The sequence below is a fragment of the Winogradskyella sp. SM1960 genome, assembly GCF_020179375.1.
In the GTDB taxonomy this organism is placed as follows: domain Bacteria; phylum Bacteroidota; class Bacteroidia; order Flavobacteriales; family Flavobacteriaceae; genus Winogradskyella; species Winogradskyella marina.
The window spans coordinates 337357-358154 of record NZ_JAICBG010000003.1; the positions used below are offsets into that span (position 1 = coordinate 337357).

Sequence of the window (20798 nt, forward strand, 5' to 3'; positions counted from 1 at the left end):
ATTTTAACATCTTGTGACTTTTTTAGTAACTTGGTGTCTAATTTAATAACCTAACTAAAAAACACTAGATTATGTTAAAAGAATTCAAAGAATTTGCAATGAAGGGTAACCTTATAGACATTGCTGTTGGTTTTGTAATGGGTGCTGCTTTTAAGGAAGTGGTCACTGCATTTACTGGAGGTATCGTATCTCCGTTAATTGGTATGATTTTCGATTCAGACTTTAAAGCATTGAGATACCAATTAAAAGAGGGAACTCTAAATGATGCTGGTGAAACGGTAGGAGCAGTTTTCTTAGAATACGGCACATTCTTAACTAACGTTATTGACTTTATCATTGTAGCATTTGTAATGTTCCTTGTAGTAAAAGGAGTTAATAATATGAAAAAGAAAGAAGAGCCTGCGCCTGCAGAACCTGCTGGGCCATCTGAGCTTGATATCTTAAAAGAAATTAGAGATTCTTTAAAAAAATAAAACACGTATAGCGTCATCGCTACACTATTATTTTAACTCAACCCAGACTGATAAAGTCTGGGTTTCTTTTTTAATTAGTAAATCAATAATTATAACCCTATATTTTTATCACATTTTTAAGGGTAAATTGAACAGTTTACTTAAAGAAATATCATAATTTTGAAGATTAAATTAAATATATTATGAAAGTAGCAATTGTTGGTGCAACAGGCATGGTAGGCAGCGTAATGCTTAAAGTTTTAGAGGAACGTAATTTTCCTTTAGACGAATTATTATTAGTAGCTTCAGAACGTTCTGTAGGTAATACGTTAAAATTCAACGGCAAAGATATCGAAGTGATTAGTATTCCTTCTGCTATTGAAAAACGTCCAGATATTGCATTGTTTTCAGCAGGTGGAAACACATCGTTAGAATGGGCTCCAAAATTTGCAGAGGTTGGTACTACAGTGATTGATAATTCTTCAGCATGGAGAATGGATTTGTCAAAAAAATTAGTGGTTCCAGAAATTAATGCAAGCGAGTTAGAAAAAACAGATAAAATTATCGCTAATCCTAACTGTTCTACGATTCAGATGGTAATGGCATTAGCTCCACTTCATAAAAAATATAAAATTAAACGTATTGTTGTTTCAACCTATCAGTCTGTATCTGGTACAGGTGTTAAAGCTGTTGAACAAATGGAAAATGAAATCGCTGGTGTAAAAGGCGATATGGCATATCCTTACCCAATTCATAAAAATGCAATTCCTCATTGCGATGTTTTTGAAGAGAATGGTTATACCAAAGAAGAAATGAAATTGGTAAATGAAACCCAGAAGATTCTAAACGATCGTACAATTGCGGTAACTGCAACTGCAGTAAGAATCCCTACAGCTGGTGGACATAGTGAAGCTATTAATGTAGAGTTTGAAAATGATTTTGATCCTAGTGAAGTAAGACAATTACTTAACGAAACAGACGGAGTTACCTTGCAGGACAACTTAGATGTTAACGTATACCCAATGCCAATGTACGCGCATGGTAAAGACGATGTTTTTGTTGGTCGTATTAGACGCGATGGGTCACAACCAAACACATTAAACCTTTGGGTTGTAAGTGATAACTTAAGAAAAGGAGCTGCAACAAATACGGTTCAAATAGCAGAATACCTTATTAAAAACGGTTTAGCGTAACGCTATCCATTCGTTTTTGTATTTTTTTATAATAGGGATATATTCATGTATTTCAACTAATTAATTAGATGGTTAGTTGAAATACAGTTTATATATAAGTCCAAATTTACTGTAAGTTTTTAAGGGGTTGATATTATCTCAAAACTAAAACCTTATATTTGAAGTAATATTGTTTTATTTCGAAAACCCTTAGTTATGAAAAAATTACTCCTTCTTACTTTAATGCTAACATTTTTTGTATCATGTAAAAATGAAAACGAAACTGTGAAATCGATTACCGTAGAATACCCAGAAACTAATAAAGTAGATACTGTAGACACTTATTTTGATGAATCTGTTGCGGATCCTTACCGTTGGTTAGAGGATGATAGAAGCAAAGAAACTGAAGCGTGGGTAAAAGCTCAAAACGAAGTTACATTTGGCTATTTAGATCACATCCCATATCGCGAAGAATTAAAGGATCGACTGACAAAGCTTTGGAATTATGAGAAAGTAGGTGCGCCATTTGTAGAAGGTGATTACACTTACTTTTATAAAAACGATGGTTTACAAAACCAATCCGTAATTTATAGATTTAAAACAGGAGAAGATCCTGAAACCGCTGAGGTATTCTTAAATCCAAATACCTTTAAAGAAGATGGTACTATTTCATTAGGTGGCATGAGTTTTTCTAAAGATGGTAAAACCTTAGCATATGCTATTTCTGAAGGAGGAAGCGATTGGAGAAAAATTCTTGTGATGAATACCGAGACGAATGAAATCGTTGAAGATACTCTGATTGATATAAAATTCAGTGGTATGTCTTGGTATAAAAACGAGGGCTTCTACTATTCTAGTTACGATAAGCCAGAAGGAAGTGAGTTGTCTGCAAAAACAGATCAGCATAAACTGTATTATCATAAATTAGGTACAAAACAATCCGAAGATCAATTAATTTTTGGTGGTACTCCAGAAGAAAAGCACAGATATATTGGAGGAGGAGTGACAGAAGATGATAATTATCTTGTTATAACAGCAAGTGTTTCAACCTCTGGAAATAAACTTTTCATAAAAGATTTATCGAAACCAAATAGTAATCTTATTGCTATTTTAGATCATACAAATAGTGATTCTAATATCATTGAAAATGTAGGGACAAAGCTCTACATTATGACAAATTTGGAAGCTCCAAACCAAAAGATTGTAACCGTTGATGCGGCAAATCCAACACCAGAACATTGGGTAGATTTTATTCCGGAAACCAAAAACGTATTGTCTCCATCAACAGGAGGTGGTTACTTTTTTGCAAATTACATGGTAGATGCAGTGTCAAAAGTATTGCAATATGATTACGACGGGAAATTAATTAGAGAAGTTGCGTTGCCAGGCATTGGTACAGCTACAGGTTTTGGCGCAAAGAAAGAAGAAAAAGAGCTTTATTATTCATTTACTAATTATGTTACTCCTGGAAGCATATATAAATACGACATTGAAAACGGAACGTCTGAGCTCTACAAAAAACCATCTATAGATTTTAATACAGAAGACTACGAAAGTAAACAAGTATTTTATACGTCTAAAGATGGTACTAAAGTGCCAATGATAATTACACATAAAAAAGGTTTAAAACTCAATGGTAAAAATCCGACAATGCTGTATGGTTATGGAGGCTTTAATATTAGCTTAACACCAAGTTTTAGTATAGCAAATACAATTTGGCTAGAGCAGGGAGGAATTTATGCTGTACCAAACCTAAGAGGTGGAGGTGAATACGGAAAAGCATGGCACAATGCAGGAACTCAACTCAAAAAGCAGAATGTATTTGACGACTTTATTGCAGCGGCAGAATATCTAATTTCAGAAAAATATACATCATCAGATTACTTAGCAATTAGTGGTCGTTCTAACGGAGGTTTATTAGTTGGTGCGACAATGACGCAACGTCCTAATTTAATGAAAGTCGCTTTACCTGGTGTTGGTGTTTTAGATATGTTACGATACCATACATTTACAGCTGGAGCTGGTTGGGCATACGATTACGGAACTGCAGAAGATAGTAAAGAGATGTTTAATTACTTAAAAGGATATTCTCCGGTTCACAATGTGAAGTCTGGTGTAGAGTATCCGGCAACAATGGTAACTACAGGAGATCATGATGATCGCGTGGTGCCAGCACATAGCTTTAAGTTCGCTGCCGAATTACAAAGTAAGCAAGCAGGTACTAACCCAACATTGATTAGAATTGAAACCGATGCAGGCCATGGAGCTGGTACACCTGTAAGTAAAACCATTGAGCAGTATGCAGATGTTTTTGGTTTCACGCTTTATAACATGGGATTTGAAGTATTACCATCAAAAACCGAAGAAAAAGTAAAAGACTAATGTTAGTGAAATAACACTTAAATCAGTGAATTTGTCGCTTTACTTACATCAAAAATTGCAAAAAAAAAGAGTATAAATATTCTTTTTTCAGATAACTAGTTTCTTTTTTGTTAACTTTTGTAGGACTTTTAAATTCTAAACTGTCTTATTAATAGTGCGTAAGTATTGTAAATGAAAAAAAATTACAACATATTTTTTCTTTCAATTTTGTTTCTGTTTTCTTGTAGCAATGACGATGGATTAACACCATTAGTTATAGAGACAAATCCAGATAGTTTAACTATAGTTCAGGATTCGGAAATTGAGATTTTTATATTTCTTAACGATTTAAATATTCCGTCTATTGGAGAATTATCGGTAAGCCAACCTGTAAAAGGTAATGTTGTAATAATAGACCCTAATAATACCCCAAATAACCCGAGCGACGATCATATAAAATATACAACCAACCCAAATGAAGTTGGTATAGATACTTTTGAATACACAATTTGTAGTGCTTCAGGCGATTGTAAAACAGAACTAGTTTCTATTACTATTTCAACAAACTCTAGTGTGCTTTATGATTTAGAAAACATGCCGTTTTCATCATTATCAGATTATCAATTTTTTGAAGGTGATCTTAAAAACCTACAGCCTACAAATGGTGTCATTCCATACACATTAAATGCCACATTGTTTAGTGATTATGCTAAGAAAAAACGTTTCATTTGGATGCCAAATAACAGTAAGGCGTCGTTTGTAAGTGATCACGAACTTTTAGATTTTCCTGTTGGAACCATTTTAATAAAGAACTTTTATTACGATAATGTTTTACCAGATAACACAACCCAAATTTTAGAAACACGATTAATAATTAGAAAACCAGACGGTTGGGTTTTTGCAAATTATGTTTGGAATGAAGAGCAGTCTCAAGCTAGTTTAGATTTGGACGGAAGTTATGTAGATCTGCAGTGGCAACAAGAAGGAACCACAAAATCTGTACAATATAGAATTCCGTCAGGAGCTGAGTGCCATACCTGTCATAAAGTGTCAGAAATAGCAAAACCAATAGGCCCTAAGCCTAGAAACTTAAATTTAAATTTTGAGTATATTGATGGTGTCGAAAATCAATTAGAGAAATTAGTAAGTCTTGGTTATTTAGAAAATGCACTGCCAGGAACCATTTCAACGATTCCAGATTATACCGATAGCAGTATTGCCTTGGAAGAAAGAGTGCGAGCGTATGTAGATATTAACTGTGCACATTGCCATTCAGAACATACACATTGTTCATATAGACCAATGCGATTAGATTATTTATCTACTGAAGACCTAACAAATTTAGGGGTTTGTGTTGATGCAGATACTGATCTTGGTTTTGGACTAGGCCACATTATAGAACCAGGTGATGCAAGAAATTCTGTAATGCATTTTAGGCTAAGTGCTGTAGAACCTTCAGTTAGGATGCCTTTGTTAGCACGTACTGTTGTGCATACAGAGGGTGTTCAACTTATTGAGGAGTGGATAAACTCATTAGATTTAAACTGTAATTAAAAACAACCGATATGAAAAAACTATTACTCATTACATTGCTTGTAATGTTGTTTTGCGCTCATAGTTATGCGCAACAACTAAACCAAAATGCTAATTGGCCAAATAATCAATGGACAGTTACGGGTTCTTATGATGCTACTTATCTGTTTGAAGACCCAACATCATCTGAAAGCGGATCGTTTTCTTTTGATGATAATCTTCCTGGTGGCTCTTCAGACAATACGGTTGCGGCAGAATCTCCTATAATTAATCTTAGTGCAGCTTACAATGCCAATGAAACTGAATTGACAGTTGTATTTCCATATGTTTTTAATACATGGCAAGATGGTCAATCTCTAAGCCTTCAGTATTGGAATGCTGGTTCTAATGAATGGGTAAATTGGGGAAATGAATTGCAAGATAATTCCGAAAGTTTTAATGACTTTTGTGATGGCACACCAACAAATTTCACAAGTGAAGCCCTAAATATTGCTTCTTTTACAAGTACACAATTAACAGGATTTAAATACCGTATTTACTTTAATGACAATTCGACGTATGGTTGGGGTTTTTGTGTTGACTCTCCTTCTATTAGCTCAGCAGAACCTCCTGAATGTCCTAATGTAGTGTCAGTAGCCGTAAACAACATTAATGCAGAAAGTGCCACTGTTAATTGGGCTGCAGGTGCGTCAGAAACATCTTGGGAAGTTGCTATTGTATTAGCTTCAGAAGGTATTCCATCTTCAGGTAATACCACAGCAACCAATACTTATAGTTTTAATGGATTGTCTTCAGAGACTGATTATGTAATTTATATAAGAGCAAATTGTAATGAAGGAGGTTATAGCCATTGGGTAAGCCAGAGTTTTACGACTGGAGTAGATACGTCTGCTTATCCTGTGTCGTTTACAACAAACCCAATAAATACAACGGGTTCTAACGACTTAGCGTTAGTGGATTTAAATGGTGATTTTTTAGACGACGTGGTTTCAGTTAGTGCTAATAATTTAAATATTCATTACCAATTAGCTTCTGGTGGGTTTAGTATGAGTAATATAGCAACTCCAACTGCAGAAAATACACCAGATTGGAGCTTGGCTGCGGGTGATTTTGATGGTAATGGTTATAACGATCTGCTCTATGGAGGTTTTGGTGGTGTTACGTTTATGCAAGCTAATAGTACAGGTACAGGTTATACAGAAATTTCAGGCTCAGATTATGTGTTTTCTCAACGTTCAAATTTTGTTGATATTAATAATGATGGTCATTTAGATGCTTTTGTTTGTCACGATGTACAAGCTAATGTGTATTATATAAATGATGGAACAGGTGAATTAACGTTTTATCAAGGGCCAAGTACAGCATTGCCTAATGGCATAGGAGTAGTGCCTGGTGGAGGTAATTACGGTACAGTTTGGATAGATTTTGATAATGATAGAGATATGGATTTATTCATTGCAAAATGTAGAGGTGGTTCTTCAATTAGTATTAATGAGTTATGGAGAAATGATGGAAATGGTGTGTTTGTAAATGTTGCAGACAGTAATGGTTGGCATAACACCAATTATCCAGGTGTTGGTCACGATAATTCTTCAAATTTGGGTGATTTAGTGCAAACATGGTCTTCAGCTTGGGCAGACTTTGATAACGATGGAGATATGGATGTTTTTGTAGGCGCAAGTAGTACAGTAGATGGGGATTCTAAATTAATGCGAAATAATGGAGATGGTACTTTTACCGATGTAACGGCTGGATCTGGCGTTTTAGATGCGTCTTTAGGTCGGGAAAACGCACCTGCAGATTTTGATAATGATGGTTATGTAGACATTTTAAGTAATGGAGATATATTATTTAACAATGGAGATTTTACATTTACAAAGTACACAATAAATATGCCGCCAAGTGGAGCTATTGGTGATACAAACAACGATGGTTTTTTAGATGTGTTTCGCAACGGAAATATTTATTTAAATAATACAAATGCGAACAATTGGATTAAAATTAATACCGTAGGAACCGATAGTAATATAAATGGAATTGGTGCTAGAGTAGAAATACAAACAGACAACGGAACGCAAATAAGAGATGTTAGAAGTGGCGAAGGATTTGAATTTATGAGTACACTTAACACCCATTTTGGGATTGGTACGTTAACAAGTATTAATAGCATAACTATTTATTGGCCATCTGGTACTGTAGATTTTATAGCGAATCCGGCAATAAACACATCGCATACTATTGTAGAAGGTTCTGCATTGAGTGTTATTGATGAAACGTTAGTAGATCTTACTATTTATCCTAATCCGGTTGAGGCAGACCTTACTATAAAAACGTCTGCAGATGTTATTAATAAAATCGCTACGGTTTTTGATGTGAATGGAAAGCGTGTTTTAAATCAAAAGTTGAAATCGAATACCGTTGATGTTTCAAATTTAACAAGTGGAGTTTACTTTTTAAGATTAGAATCTGAAGGAAAAATTATAAAGCGAAAGTTTATTAAGAAATAATAGACTGTCCGTTCGAGCGCAGTCGAGAACTAAATGGAACTACCTTAAAAGATGAATCATTTACTTATAAACCGTTTGAGAAATCAAGCGGTTTTTTTATGCTAGTTAATTTTTTGAAACATTTATATTTGCATTATGCTTCAGGTAAAAAATGTCACTTTTGGATATTCAAAAACTAAGGTTTTAAAAGCAATTGATTTTACAGTCAAAGCTGGAGAAAATCTTGCTATTATTGGAGAAAGTGGCTCTGGTAAAAGTACTTTGTTGAAATTAATCTATGGCGAATACGATTTAAAACAAGGGCAAATATTTTGGAAGGACGAAGAAATCCTAGGACCCAAATACAACTTAGTGGTTGGGTATGATTTTATGAAATACGTCACCCAAGAATTCGATTTAATGCCAGTGACTACAGTTGAAGAAAACATAGGTAAACATTTGTCGCGTTTTTATCCTGAGGAAAAGCAAAGACGAACAGACGAACTCATTAAAGTTGTAGAACTTGAAGCCTTTGCTAACACTAAAGTAAAACTATTAAGCGGAGGCCAAAAACAACGCGTTGCCATTGCGAGAGCCTTAGCTAAACAACCCGAGATCTTATTATTAGACGAGCCTTTTAGTCACATAGATAATTTTAAAAAACAATCGCTTAGACGTAGTATTTTTAAATATTTAAAACAAAAAAACATCGCTTGTGTTGTCGCTACTCATGATAAAAATGATGTCCTTGGTTTTGCAGATCAGTTATTGGTTATTCATAACGCTGAGATTATTGTAAAAGATACTCCTCAAAACATTTATAAAAACCCTAAACTACCTTTAATAGCTTCATTTTTTGATGAGTTTAATGTGATTGATCCTTATGGAATTGTGTATGCAAATCAGCTTAAAATCGTTGAGGAATCCAATTTAAAAGCTATTGTAAAGACTTCTTATTTTAACGGCAATTCTTGGTTGATTGAAGCAGAATATAATTCGAAATCTATTTTTATAACTCATGACATCCGATTAGAAAAAGGAACCACAATTTACTTTTCAATTTCTTCATAGTTCTTTACTGAAGTTTTCAACTTTTTAAGCATTCTATTTCTCAATTTTAATGGCTTCAACACTTCAATACTATCACCAAAACCTAAAATGAGACGTTCTAACTCAAAATTAATTTGAACAAAAATATTGAAAATCACACCATCATTTGTTTTTTCAATCATACGTTGTGAGGAGTGAAATGGTTTTGTAATCACGTAAGGTGTATTTTTCAAGTCTATTTTAAACTGAATGCGTTCCGCTCGAGAATTTGAAACCGTTACTCCAATCACTTCTTTGTAATATTCGTCGCCATCAATTTGAAAATCATCATAAAATTCGTTTTCAAGTTTTACTATTTCAGTAATTCTGTCCAAAGCCAAAGTGATATATTTTCCGTTTCGTGCACACAGTAGAAACCATCGATTATTAAATTCTTTAAGTAATTGCGGATGTACTTTCATTACACTGGCTTTTCGTGCTTTAAAAGATTTATAAGTGACTTCAATCACTTTTTTCGATTGTATGGCATTGTATAAAACATCTATATATTCAAGACCTTTTAATTGCTCATTTTTATCTAAATGAATAATAGCACGCCTATCCTTTTGAGTTGAATTTACTGAATCTTCTAACCGCTGTAATACACCATCCATTTCTTGAAACAATGAGAAATCCTTGAATTGTTTCAGTAACTGAATGGCCTCATTCATAACTTTCACATCTTTATCAGTTACAGCAATTTTTACTATACTATAATCAGCATCCTCATACTTATAATACTTTCGGTCATAGACCACAATTGGCGCATTATAACCCAACTTATCACTTCGCATCATTTGTAAATCTAACTGAACCGTACGTTTGCTAACATTAATATCTTTACCCTCATATTCATACAGCGCATCAGAAACTGCTTCTATTAAATCGTTAAGTGTCCATTGTCTAAACTGATTTTGAAGACACTTATCAATGGTTTTATATCTAATTAATGCGTTTTTATTTACTGCCATATCATTTATTTCCGTTAAGAGTCCTGTAAGGTTTCAAAAACCTGACAGGTCTGAACTTATAAATTTAAACGAATAAAAACAATACGCAAAAGGATTACGTAGTTCCTAGAACTTTTCATTTCAAAAAAAATGACCATATTTGCAGCAAGAAACAAAGAAAAAACAACCTATGACAATACAAAATTTACATAATCGGATGCTGAAAAGCTATTTCTGTAGTGTAGAGAAATAGGTAAAAATTAAAAATAGTCAAGTTTAAAAAGCATCCTCTTAAAAAAGGATGCTTTTTTTATTAATTTTTTTCAAGTTGATAATTATGCATGCCTAAAACACAAATAACTACGCTTCAATTCTTTAGGTAATCTGCCATTTGCGGACAGGAATTCTATACTCAAAAATCACCATAAAACACTAACAATCAATAAAATAAATTTATTTTTTTATTTGGAAATTAGAAATATTCATCTTTATATTTGCATCGCAATGTCATGCTGAGCGCAGTCGAAGCACAACCAAAATACAAGTTGAATTAAAAATTAGAAACTATGAGTTTATTTATAACATATCAAATCGATCCAAAAGGAATTCTGCCTTTTGTGATGCTTCGTGATTATTGTTAGATAAACTTTTCAAACTTATAAATGAAAATCCGAAGCTAGTTAAATACTGTTTCGGATTTTTTTTTATTCTGAATTAATTTCAGAATCTCACAATTAGCATTTCTGCTAAACATCTTTCCACAAACAGTAATTATAAAATCAAGACACATGTTAGATTGGTGTTTCCTGTACTAAATACAGTCGAAATATTAATTCAATATCTCATGTTGTCGCAATTTAAAATATCAAAAAAAACATTAATAAAAATAGGTGTTTTTAAGGTGTTAATAACAAAACAATATCATGGGAAAACCATTAACAAATACTAAAATAATACAAATAACTTCGGGTCGAGGACCAGCAGAATGCTGTTGGGTCGTCGCACAAATTCTAAAACATTTTTTAGAAGCTGTAAACAATAAAGGCATTGATTATAAAATATTACATCGAGAAAAAGGGATTGAAAATATGACGTTGCAATCTGTAACGGTTCGACTCAAAGGCAGTAATCTCAATCGATTTTTATGTCAATGGACAGGAACAATTCAGTGGATTGGCACTTCAACATTTAGACCGCAACACAAGCGTAAAAACTGGTTTGTTGGTTTATATGAAATAAGCAAAAGTGAACAATTTGAAATTCTTGATAAAGACATTACCTATCAAGCCACAAAAAGTTCTGGACCTGGCGGACAGCATGTAAACAAAGTAAGCTCTGCTATTAGAGCGACCCATCAACCTACAAAAACACAAGTGTTGGTTATGGATAGTCGTTCGCAACATCAAAACAGAAAAATAGCAAAAGCACGCTTACAAGAAAAAGTTACAGAAGTACAATTAGAAGCTTTAAAAGCCGGAATTAAAAATCAATGGAAAAACCATCTTAGATTAGAAAGAGGTAACCCTATAAAAGTTTTTAAAGGTTCAGATTTTAGTCGACATACAATTGTAAAAAGCTTTAAAAAACAACGTAGTGCATTAAAAAATGAATTACGAAATCAATTAAAATAGAATTATTCTGTCGTGCTGAGCTTGCCGAAGCATCTCAATTCAATTCTAAAGAAATTAATAATTAAGAAAACCTGAAAATAGTTCAGGACAAATAAAAAATGGACACCAATTTATTAAACAATTATGTGCTAAAAGCCATAGATGCTTATCCATACGAACTAGAAGAAACTGTAGAAAATCTAAACTACGCCTTATCCTACGAAGCTAACAACGCTTATGCTTTGTATTTAATGGGACGTTTACAAGCCGAACAATTTGGCGATTACGAAAAAGCCAAGGAGTATTATGCAGAGGCTTTGGCTAACAAACTAGATTTTCACAAGGTGTATTCGCACTACATTTTAGTGTTGATATGGAACGAAGATTATAAAGAAGCTCAAAAACTAATCGACTTTGCCTTTACTGTAAAAGGACTGAACAAAGGCGAAGTTTATATGTTCCAAGGGCAATTATTTGAAAATCTTCAAGCCTATAAAAAAGCTATAAAAGCACTAAAAAAGGCTAAAATTTTTGGATATAACGATGGATTTATCTGTACTGTAAATTCTGAAATTTCAAGAATTAAGAACAAAATGAAACCAAAGAAGAAGAAATCCAAGAAAAAGAAGAAGGCCAATAAGAAGTAATAAGAGAGACACCCAACCTGCAAGGCTTGTACTGAACTTGATTCAGTATCTACCTTGTAGGTTTAATAGAAAAAGCAAAAGAACATACCTACAAGGTCAAAAAAAGACCTTGCAGGAAAAATAAATTTAACTACGCAAAAACATTGCGTAATAGCACAAAATATTTGCATCATAATTAATAAGAAGTCTCTTTGGAATCAGACTTTAAAAGTAGTGCTCTGCCAGATAATGAAGCTGGCAGAGTTTAATAAAACGTTCTTTAACATAAAAAATAGTCCAGTAGCTCAGAAGGTAGAGCAACGAATACTTTTCGCCATCAGCACAAAAAGGTTCCTATAAAGATTCATAATCCGTGTGTCGTGGGTTCGATTCCCACCTGGACTACAACAAAAATTACTGACACAGAAAGTTCCTATAACATTCATTGGAGAAATTACTTTCCGTTAGTAAAAGACATAAAGCGTTCCTATAATCTGGTTCGATTCCAGAGCTCGAAAGAGCTTGAGGCTAATTTACGCTTCGTCTCAAAAGACAACTAGAGTTCCTATAATTTCCACTCATCGCTCTTGGGAGCATGATTTATTACTCTTCGTCTTTAAACATAATAGGTAAAAGGTGTTCCTATTCATTGACTGTTAATCAAAACCATACACCTCACTTATTTAAAAATTAATATTATGAACACATTAAAATTATTTAGCGCTGTAGTAGCGAAAACATCAAACGAAAAGCCATACATCTCAGATGAAGGTTACATTATAGCACCAAATGCACTTTGGGCAAAAGACAGAATCATTGCTTTTTTAAAAGCTGAAAAACTAAATGGCAGTGATTTGAATAAAACCTTTCACAAATCATGGAGTAAAATCAAGAATAGCTCTACTTTCGAATTGTGTATAGAACAGATTAATCACTATATATCAACCTATGGAAGTGATTTTCAGGATGATATTTATATTCCTGAAGAAGTTTTAAGCATTCCAAATGTAAAGCTTAACTATAAAGTTATTAATGCATATTCTGCTGATATAATGAAGCAAAAATGTTTGGCTTTATTAAAATCTGGCATGGCCTTAAAAGAAGATACCGTAGATGAATTAATCATTGTTTTAATGGATGAATTAGGTTATACTTTTACTGGAAAAGAAAATATTAAGAACAAAGAAGCTATTGTAAAATTAGCCGAGTTTTATAATATTTATCCAGAGAATGCTGTTGAGTTTTTTAGATACATAATCTATAGAGCAACTGATACGACTTTGTTAATTAAAAATGATGCGTTAATTGAATTGATTAAGAACAGTTCATACAACCCAACGCAAGCATTTAACAATTTTGGACTAGAAAAACTTGCTGAAATCTTTAACCGATTTAAACCTCTGTTTTTGGCATTCAAAAGCAAGGCACCAAAAACGATTAATAAAATTAGTAAGCTATCTAAAACATATCACAAGCCATTAGTTTCTAATCCGTTAAACGATGTTACAAATACATTACTAACTGATAAAGATCTACACTGGTTAGATAACGCAACACCTTTTGCTTTGTTCAAAGCTTTGTCTGCTTGTTACACAAGAAAACAAGGTCAAGATGCCTTTTTATACAGAATTAGAAACGGTAAATCTTGGGTAAAAACCAATGATGTTTCCACTACAAGTAGTACAAATTTGCTCGCTAACCTTTTAAAGAGAAATAAAGCTGGTAAGCACAAAAAAGCAGTTGTAGAAAATACTGTATTCAAGGAAAATTATCAGTTTTTACTTAACTATTTAAAGCAACGTTTTAATTTGTCTGGTAAGTGTTTGTTTTTTCCAGAGGATATTACTTACGCTTTGCCAACATCAGAAAAATTGTATGTAGGTAACATTCCTACTGGTACACGTTTTTATGGTAAAAAGTTAGCGGTTGGTATTTATTGGGAAGATGCCTGGGGAGCAAGAGATTTGGATTTATCTGGTTTAAATATTGCTGGTAAAATAGGTTGGAATGCAACTTATAACCAACAACAAGGTAACCTAATGTATTCTGGTGATATTACCTCAGCACCAAATGGAGCTGTAGAATATTTATATGCCAATAAAGGATTGAATGTACCTACTTTGATTCAAAATAATGTATATAATGGAACTGCAGATTGCGGTTACAAAATTGTAATTGGCAAAGGAGCTAATATCTCTAAAGATTACATGATGAACCCAAACAAAGTTTTTGCTGACATTAAATGTGAATCTGTACAGAAGCAAACTATTTTGGGCATGTTAATCCCTAAAAAAGATAAGCAATGTTTTGTATTATTAAATTTTGGCGCAGGTAATACTAGAGTTTCTGGTAATTCTGAAGTATCAACTTTAGCAACCAAAGCCTTGTACCAACAATGGAACGAACCTTTGTCATTTGATAATTTGGTGAGAACTTTAGGTGCTGAGATTACAGATTATAAAGACGAAGCAGATTTTGATTTCTCTTTGGAGAATTTAGAAAAAGATAGTTTTTTAAAACCTTTTATATCAAAGTAGATTTCTGTTTTGGGCGTTACCCTCTTTCGCAAAAGAGCTTCAGAGGGTCGCGCTTTCCACTATATCTTTTGCAAAAAGGCAAAAGGATGCCGTTTCTATCGCTAACGCAGAGCAAGGAACATTTAAATACAAGTAAGAGAACAAGAACACAAGGATTGAAAACAAAATAAGTAAAATCTCAAATCCTAAATCAATTCATAGAATTTAACGTCAAGGCGCAGAATAGATGAAGAAAAGCTTCGAAATCAGGAGAACGAAGTTCGACGCGAAGTTTTCAAATCGGTTTCAGTTTGAAAAACTGAAAATTCCTTGGCTTGACCGTGATTTTTTGGCTTGGTTTATCCTGAGCGTAGTCGAAGGGTTTTGCATCAAGGCAAAATGAACGTAAAGAAAAAAAATGAACAAAAGGTAAAAAACAATACCTACAAGAATAGATACTGAATCAAGTTCAGCACATGCCTTGCAGGATAAAAAAACAACTACGCAAAAAGAATGCGTAATACACTATAATATTTGTAGTGTAATTAAAATGTCATTCTGAGTGTCACACTGAGCGCAGTCGAAGTGCAAAGCGAAGAATCTCATTAAAGAAAACTATTAATTAAAAGGTTCCCACTTTCGTGGGAAATTAATATGAAAACAAATACAAAATTAACAGGTCACGATTTATTAGCCTTAGGTTACAGACAAGGCAAATGGATGAAAGACGCCTTAACTCATATCAACAATAATGAATTAAAAGGCGAAGCCTTAGACTTATATTTAGCGCAATTCAAATCACCAGACCCAATAGCATTACACAACACACCAATTGACTTTTCAATCAACATCAAAGCAGAAAACGAAGAAGAAAAAGACAACGTAGATAAGGTGATTAACTCCATGCAAACCCTAATGAAAACACCAACATTGGTCAATGGAGCCATTATGCCAGATGCTTGTCCAACTGGTCCAGATGGAACAATTCCAGTGGGTGGCGTTGCCGTAGCAAAAAACGCCATTCATCCAGGCATGCATAGTGCAGATATTTGCTGTTCGGTAATGTTAACCGATTTCGGAAAAGCAGACCCAAAGGCTATTTTAGATGCAGCACATGCTAATACTCATTTTGGTCCAGGTGGACGCGATAGAGATTCGCAATTCAGATTTCCAAAGGAACTTTTAGACGCTTTTGAGTCGAACTATTTTTTGAATGATGGTAACATGATTCAAATCGCAAGGTCACATTTAGGAACGCAAGGCGATGGTAACCACTTCTTGTTTGTCGGAAAATCCAAAAACACAGGAAACACCATGTTAGTGACACATCATGGTTCAAGAGGTCCTGGTGCAAAATTGTATACCAAAGGCATGAAAATAGCAGAACGCTTTAGAAAGGAATTGTCACCAGATACCAAAAAGCAAAATGCGTGGATTCCGTTTGAAACAGAAGAAGGACAAGCGTATTGGGATGCTTTGCAGATTATAAGAGATTGGACAAAAACCAATCATGAAGTATTGCATAATTCAGTAGCTGAAGCTTTAGAAATTGAGATTGAAAACCGTTACTGGAACGAACATAACTTCGTCTTTAAAGACGGCGATTTATTTTACCATGCTAAAGGCGCAACACCTTTAGACCCTAAGTTTATGCCAGACATTACAGGACCAAGATTGATTCCGTTAAATATGTCTGAACCTGTTTTGATTGTTGAAGGTAATACCACCAACACTAATTTAGGGTTTGCACCACATGGCGCAGGTAGAAACGTAAGTAGAACCCAACATAGAAAAAGCAAAACAGGTACAACCATGCAAATCTTTAAAGAAGAAACGCGTGGATTAGATATCCGATTTTTCTCAAAAGAAATTGACATTACTGAGTTGCCATCGGCTTACAAAAATGCAAAAGCGGTTAGAGCTCAAATGGACGAATTTAATCTAGGAAACGTCATTGATGAAGTGATGCCTTATGGTTGTATTATGGCTGGCGATTGGCAGAAAAATGCACCTTGGAAGAAACGACGTGATAAACGTAAAAACTCTAGAAGAAAAAAATCGTAAAACCTAGCAGGTTTCAAAAACCTTTCAGGTATGAAATTAACCTTAAATAGTAAAAAAGCAGACTAACCCAAATTAGTCTGCTTTTTTTAGTCTCATTCAAAACAATTGTATTCATTTATTTCCCGACTTTTGAAACCAAAGCATCCCCAATAAAACCATGTTTCAAAAAAGAAATCTAAATCCTGAAGAACTAGAATTTGTTACCAAACAAATCCGGCGCACTAAAAAATTACTGATGTGGCTGCTTATAGCATTGGCTATTGTCGTTGCTTTTTTAGCTTTTGCTGTATATAGTTCCTTAGATGGTTATAACATACTCATTAATATCTGTTTTGGTATTCTAATACTTTGCATTTATGGAATCTATTGGTTTTATAAAGGTTTCCAAAAACATAAGGTGAATCCTGAAGTTCATAAGTCGAGCGGATTTTATGAACGTGTTGTTATTTATCATGGTAAAACTACAAGTCGGTTTGATAGCATAAATGGAACAAGCGTAAAAATACCATGGCATTGGCGAAACTATTTAAAATCACAAAAGGAACGTATTAATTACGAATACATTTTAAGAGATGGTGCCGTTGCTGCTAACGATAATGCATCACAATATGTCGTTTCCCTTAACAATACACTATCCTTAGATTATGAGTTAAAAAACGGCTTACACAAAGCTAAACCGCTCAACTTTTTTAGTTTTCTAGCTCTTTTTCTTATGCCATTTATTGTTTTGTTTGCATCAATGGACAATGATTTAGATAAAGGATTACATGTTTCAAAATTGTTTCAAAATGAAAGTGATGCTATTACACTTCAGTCTGCTGAAGAATTAAACAGCATTTCTCAACCTAGTTACATTACTATTGAAAAAGCATGGGTACATCGATTTAAAACCATGTCTGATTACAGAGGAAAAAATGTTCTTATTTCCAAAGCTGAACGTGACCGGATTTACAATGACCCGGCATCTAGTTTTAACCATTTGTATCATTTACCAGCTAGAGCTATTACAAAACCGGATAAAGAAACATTTATAAATAACATGAAGAGCAATTCACTATATAAAAAGCTCTATCCTAAAAACGTACCAGATTCCATTTGGAATAAAACTATTGAAAATGAATACAGTAGACGGATAGATGAATACAACAAACAGGTTAGAAGAGCAAAAAGTGCGGAAAAACTAGTTGAAACCATACAGCCAAAAACAAGTATCTTAGAATTAAAATCTGATGCTTTCCATTCCACAAACACTTCCTTCAATTCGGTAAAGGAAAGTCTAGAAAATTCTATTAGTCTTTTTGGGTATTACCATCCTGAAAAGAATACTTTAATTTCAATTGAGGAGCATAAAACTCAGAAAAAACGAATTCAGAATGCTTTTATTTCTCTTTGTATCCTATTCTTAAGTGGTATTTATACCGTGTATTATATTGGTAAAGTTATTTATAATTCACGACTCAAAAAACAACTTGTTGAGGACCAGATTGAATTAGATCTTGGATCTAATAGAGTTACTGAATAATCTTCAATTTTAGTTGAAAGCACTTTAGTAAAAACAGAATTGAAAAAGTTGGGAAGACGTAGTTATAGAAAATGAAAAAGGATGAACAGACGTTCATCCTTTTTGCCCCAAATCTACCATAAACTTAACCTACTTATGTTATGGTGAGTCAAATATAATAGTACACTATTGTAATTTTAGTATTTTTTGGATAAACGACCTATAAATTAGTCTAAGCGTGGAAAGTGTTGTTTTTATGGAATATTAAGTGTTAAAATAGGCTTTTCGGCAAATTTTAAGGTTTAAAGTAGCACTTTGATAAAGGGCATAAAAAAAGGCGAACGAAGTTCACCTTTTTTTGCCCCAAATCTACCATGAACTTAACCTACTTATGTTATGGTGATACCAATGTATATTTAATTTGTTAAAACGAATCAATTATCCGGTGAAATGCAATTTAATCCGACTAAATACGTAATTAATCGGATTAAAGGTGCTGTAAATGTGTATTTTAGTAGGCGCGTCTATTGTTGCCTTCATAAAAATTAATAAAAGCTCTATTGACAACTCTATTACCTCCAGGAGTTGGATAATCTCCAGTAAAGTACCAATCTCCTAAGTTTTTAGGACATGCTTTATGCAAGTTCTCAACAGGTTGGAAAATAATTTTAACTTCAGCATTAATGTTTTCACCACCCAATAACTCTGATATTTTTTCAGAAATCTGTTCATCTGTAAACGGATTATAGATCTCTTTTACATAATTTACAATATTCTTGTCCTTCATCTCTACCTGTGCTACGCACTTCTTGTAAATCTCTTCTACAATATGATATTGATTGTTATCTTTTAATAATTCTAGAGCAGCTCTGAAAGCAATTAAGGTTTCAAGGTTTGCCATGTCTATACCATAACAATCTATGTAGCGGATTTGAGGAGCCGAAGAAACCACAACAATTTTCTTAGGGTTTAATCGGTCCATCATCTTAATGATACTCTTTTTTAGTGTGGTACCTCTTACAATACTATCATCAATTATAACTAAATTATCTGTTGGTTTAATAACACCATAAGTAACATCATAAACGTGTGCCACCAAATCGTCTCTACTACTATCTTCAGTAATAAAAGTTCTTAGTTTAACATCTTTAATGGCTATTTTTTCAATTCTGGGACGTTCAGATAAGATTTCTGTTACCTTTTCTGAAGATAGTTTGCCACCGCCATTGAGAATGGATTGTGTTTTCTTTTCGTTGAGATGATCTTCAACGGTTTCAATCATTCCATAAAAGGACGTTTCTGCGGTATTCGGTATATATGAAAACACACTATTTTTAGTGTCGTTATTAATGGCTTCAAGAACTTTAGGCATTAATAAACTACCAAGCATTTTACGTTCTTGGTAAATTTCTGCATCACTTCCACGTGAAAAATAGACACGTTCAAAAGAACACGCTTTTCGTTCTAACGGTTCTAATATCTTTTTAATTTTGGTTTTACCAGATTTTTTGGTGATAATGGCATGTCCAGGTTCTAATTCTTTAACCGCTTCAAAAGGGACATTAAATACCGTTTGAATTACAGGGCGTTCAGAAGCTACAACAACAATTTCATCATCTTTATAATAGTAAGTTGGTCTAATACCAGAAGGATCTCTTAATACAAAAGAATCACCATGACCTAGTAAACCAGCCATAGCATAACCACCATCCCAGTTTTTAGCAGCTCGCTTTAATATTTTACTAACCTTTAGGCGTTCAGCAATTAAAGGTGAACATTCATTTTTATTGTAGCCCTCTTTTTTAAGATCTTTATAAATTTTAGAAACGGCATCATCTAAGAAATGGCCAATTTTTTCCATTACAGTAATGGTATCAGCTTTTTCCTTTGGATGCTGACCTATTTCAATAAGATTATCAAAAAGTTCATTAACATTAGTCATGTTAAAGTTACCAGCAACGATGAGATTTCTGTGCATCCAATTGTTTTGTCTTAAAAACGGATGAACACTTTCTACACTATTTTTTCCATAGGTACCATAACGCACATGACCTAATAAAACTTCACCAATGTATGGAATTTTACTTTTTTGTAATTCAACATCATTTTGATATTCTGGATGTTTGGTTAACTCATCATTAATACGTTCATTAATTTGAGCAAAAATATCTTGAATAGGTTGTTGCGCTATAGATCGTACTCTACTGATATAGCGTTCACCTGGTTTTACGTCTAATTTAATGCTTGCAAATCCAGCTCCATCCTGTCCACGGTTGTGCTGTTTTTCCATCATTAAATACATTTTGTTAACACCATAAAAAGCACTTCCATACTTTTCTTTATAGTATTCTAATGGTTTTAAAAGTCTAATAAGTGCAATTCCACACTCATGTTTTAACGCATCACTCATGATTAATTTTTCGGCTATTAATTTTTTG

Annotated in this window: 13 protein-coding genes and 1 tRNA gene; 12 read left to right on the forward strand and 2 right to left on the reverse strand. The window is 33.5% G+C overall.

Going from position 1 to position 20798, the window contains the following annotated elements; all coding sequences use genetic code 11:
* Positions 1–71: 71 nt before the first annotated feature.
* The 6 genes from mscL to K1X16_RS10365 all read left to right on the forward strand — a co-directional run bounded on the left by mscL (position 72) and on the right by K1X16_RS10365 (position 9075).
* Positions 72–473 (forward strand): large conductance mechanosensitive channel protein MscL, encoded by a 402-nt coding sequence (gene mscL, locus K1X16_RS10340; RefSeq protein WP_195870452.1) that lies wholly within the window; start codon positions 72–74, stop codon positions 471–473.
* A 182-nt stretch (positions 474–655) separates the two neighbouring features.
* Positions 656–1645, forward strand: a complete 990-nt coding sequence (locus K1X16_RS10345; protein WP_195870453.1) for an aspartate-semialdehyde dehydrogenase — start codon at positions 656–658, stop codon at positions 1643–1645.
* A gap of 195 nt (positions 1646–1840) precedes the next feature.
* Positions 1841–4006 carry a prolyl oligopeptidase family serine peptidase gene (locus K1X16_RS10350; RefSeq protein ID WP_225036074.1) on the forward strand — a complete coding sequence of 722 codons (2166 nt, stop codon included), beginning with the start codon at positions 1841–1843 and terminating at the stop codon, positions 4004–4006.
* Between the two features lie 171 nt (positions 4007–4177).
* Positions 4178–5539, forward strand: coding sequence for an Ig-like domain-containing protein (locus tag K1X16_RS10355; protein ID WP_225036075.1), 1362 nt, complete (start codon positions 4178–4180; stop codon positions 5537–5539).
* Positions 5540–5550: 11 nt separating this feature from the next.
* Positions 5551–8025, forward strand: coding sequence for an FG-GAP-like repeat-containing protein (locus K1X16_RS10360; protein WP_225036076.1), 2475 nt, complete (start codon positions 5551–5553; stop codon positions 8023–8025).
* Between the two features lie 135 nt (positions 8026–8160).
* The gene (locus K1X16_RS10365) at positions 8161–9075 is read left to right on the forward strand and encodes an ABC transporter ATP-binding protein (RefSeq protein ID WP_225036078.1); all 915 of its coding nucleotides are present in this window, start codon (positions 8161–8163) and stop codon (positions 9073–9075) included.
* Here the strand turns inward: K1X16_RS10365 and K1X16_RS10370 are convergent.
* On the reverse strand, positions 9054–10064 hold the full coding sequence (locus K1X16_RS10370; protein WP_225036079.1) for a helix-turn-helix transcriptional regulator: 1011 nt from the start codon (positions 10062–10064) through the stop codon (positions 9054–9056). The two genes, K1X16_RS10365 and K1X16_RS10370, sit on opposite strands and share 22 nt — an antisense overlap.
* 902 nt (positions 10065–10966) lie before the next feature.
* Between K1X16_RS10370 and prfH the strand changes: the two genes are divergently transcribed.
* The 6 genes from prfH (at position 10967) to K1X16_RS10400 (ending at position 18381) form a co-directional block, all read left to right on the forward strand.
* Positions 10967–11674, forward strand: a complete 708-nt coding sequence (gene prfH / locus K1X16_RS10375; protein WP_225036081.1) for a peptide chain release factor H — start codon at positions 10967–10969, stop codon at positions 11672–11674.
* A gap of 98 nt (positions 11675–11772) precedes the next feature.
* Positions 11773–12300, forward strand: a complete 528-nt coding sequence (locus K1X16_RS10380; RefSeq protein ID WP_225036083.1) for a hypothetical protein — start codon at positions 11773–11775, stop codon at positions 12298–12300.
* A gap of 273 nt (positions 12301–12573) precedes the next feature.
* Positions 12574–12684 (forward strand) — tRNA-Met (locus K1X16_RS10385).
* A 293-nt stretch (positions 12685–12977) separates the two neighbouring features.
* Entirely contained in the window at positions 12978–14816 is a 1839-nt protein-coding gene (locus tag K1X16_RS10390; RefSeq protein ID WP_225036086.1) for a hypothetical protein, read from the forward strand.
* Between the two features lie 633 nt (positions 14817–15449).
* A complete protein-coding gene (locus tag K1X16_RS10395; RefSeq protein ID WP_225036087.1) occupies positions 15450–16859 on the forward strand; it encodes an RtcB family protein in 1410 nt (469 codons plus the stop codon).
* Positions 16860–17016: 157 nt separating this feature from the next.
* On the forward strand, positions 17017–18381 hold the full coding sequence (locus K1X16_RS10400) for a hypothetical protein (RefSeq protein WP_225036088.1): 1365 nt from the start codon (positions 17017–17019) through the stop codon (positions 18379–18381).
* Between the two features lie 490 nt (positions 18382–18871).
* Here K1X16_RS10400 and K1X16_RS10405 read toward each other — a convergent pair whose 3' ends face one another.
* Positions 18872–20770, reverse strand: a complete 1899-nt coding sequence (locus K1X16_RS10405; RefSeq protein ID WP_225036132.1) for an amidophosphoribosyltransferase — start codon at positions 20768–20770, stop codon at positions 18872–18874.
* Positions 20771–20798: the final 28 nt, after the last annotated feature.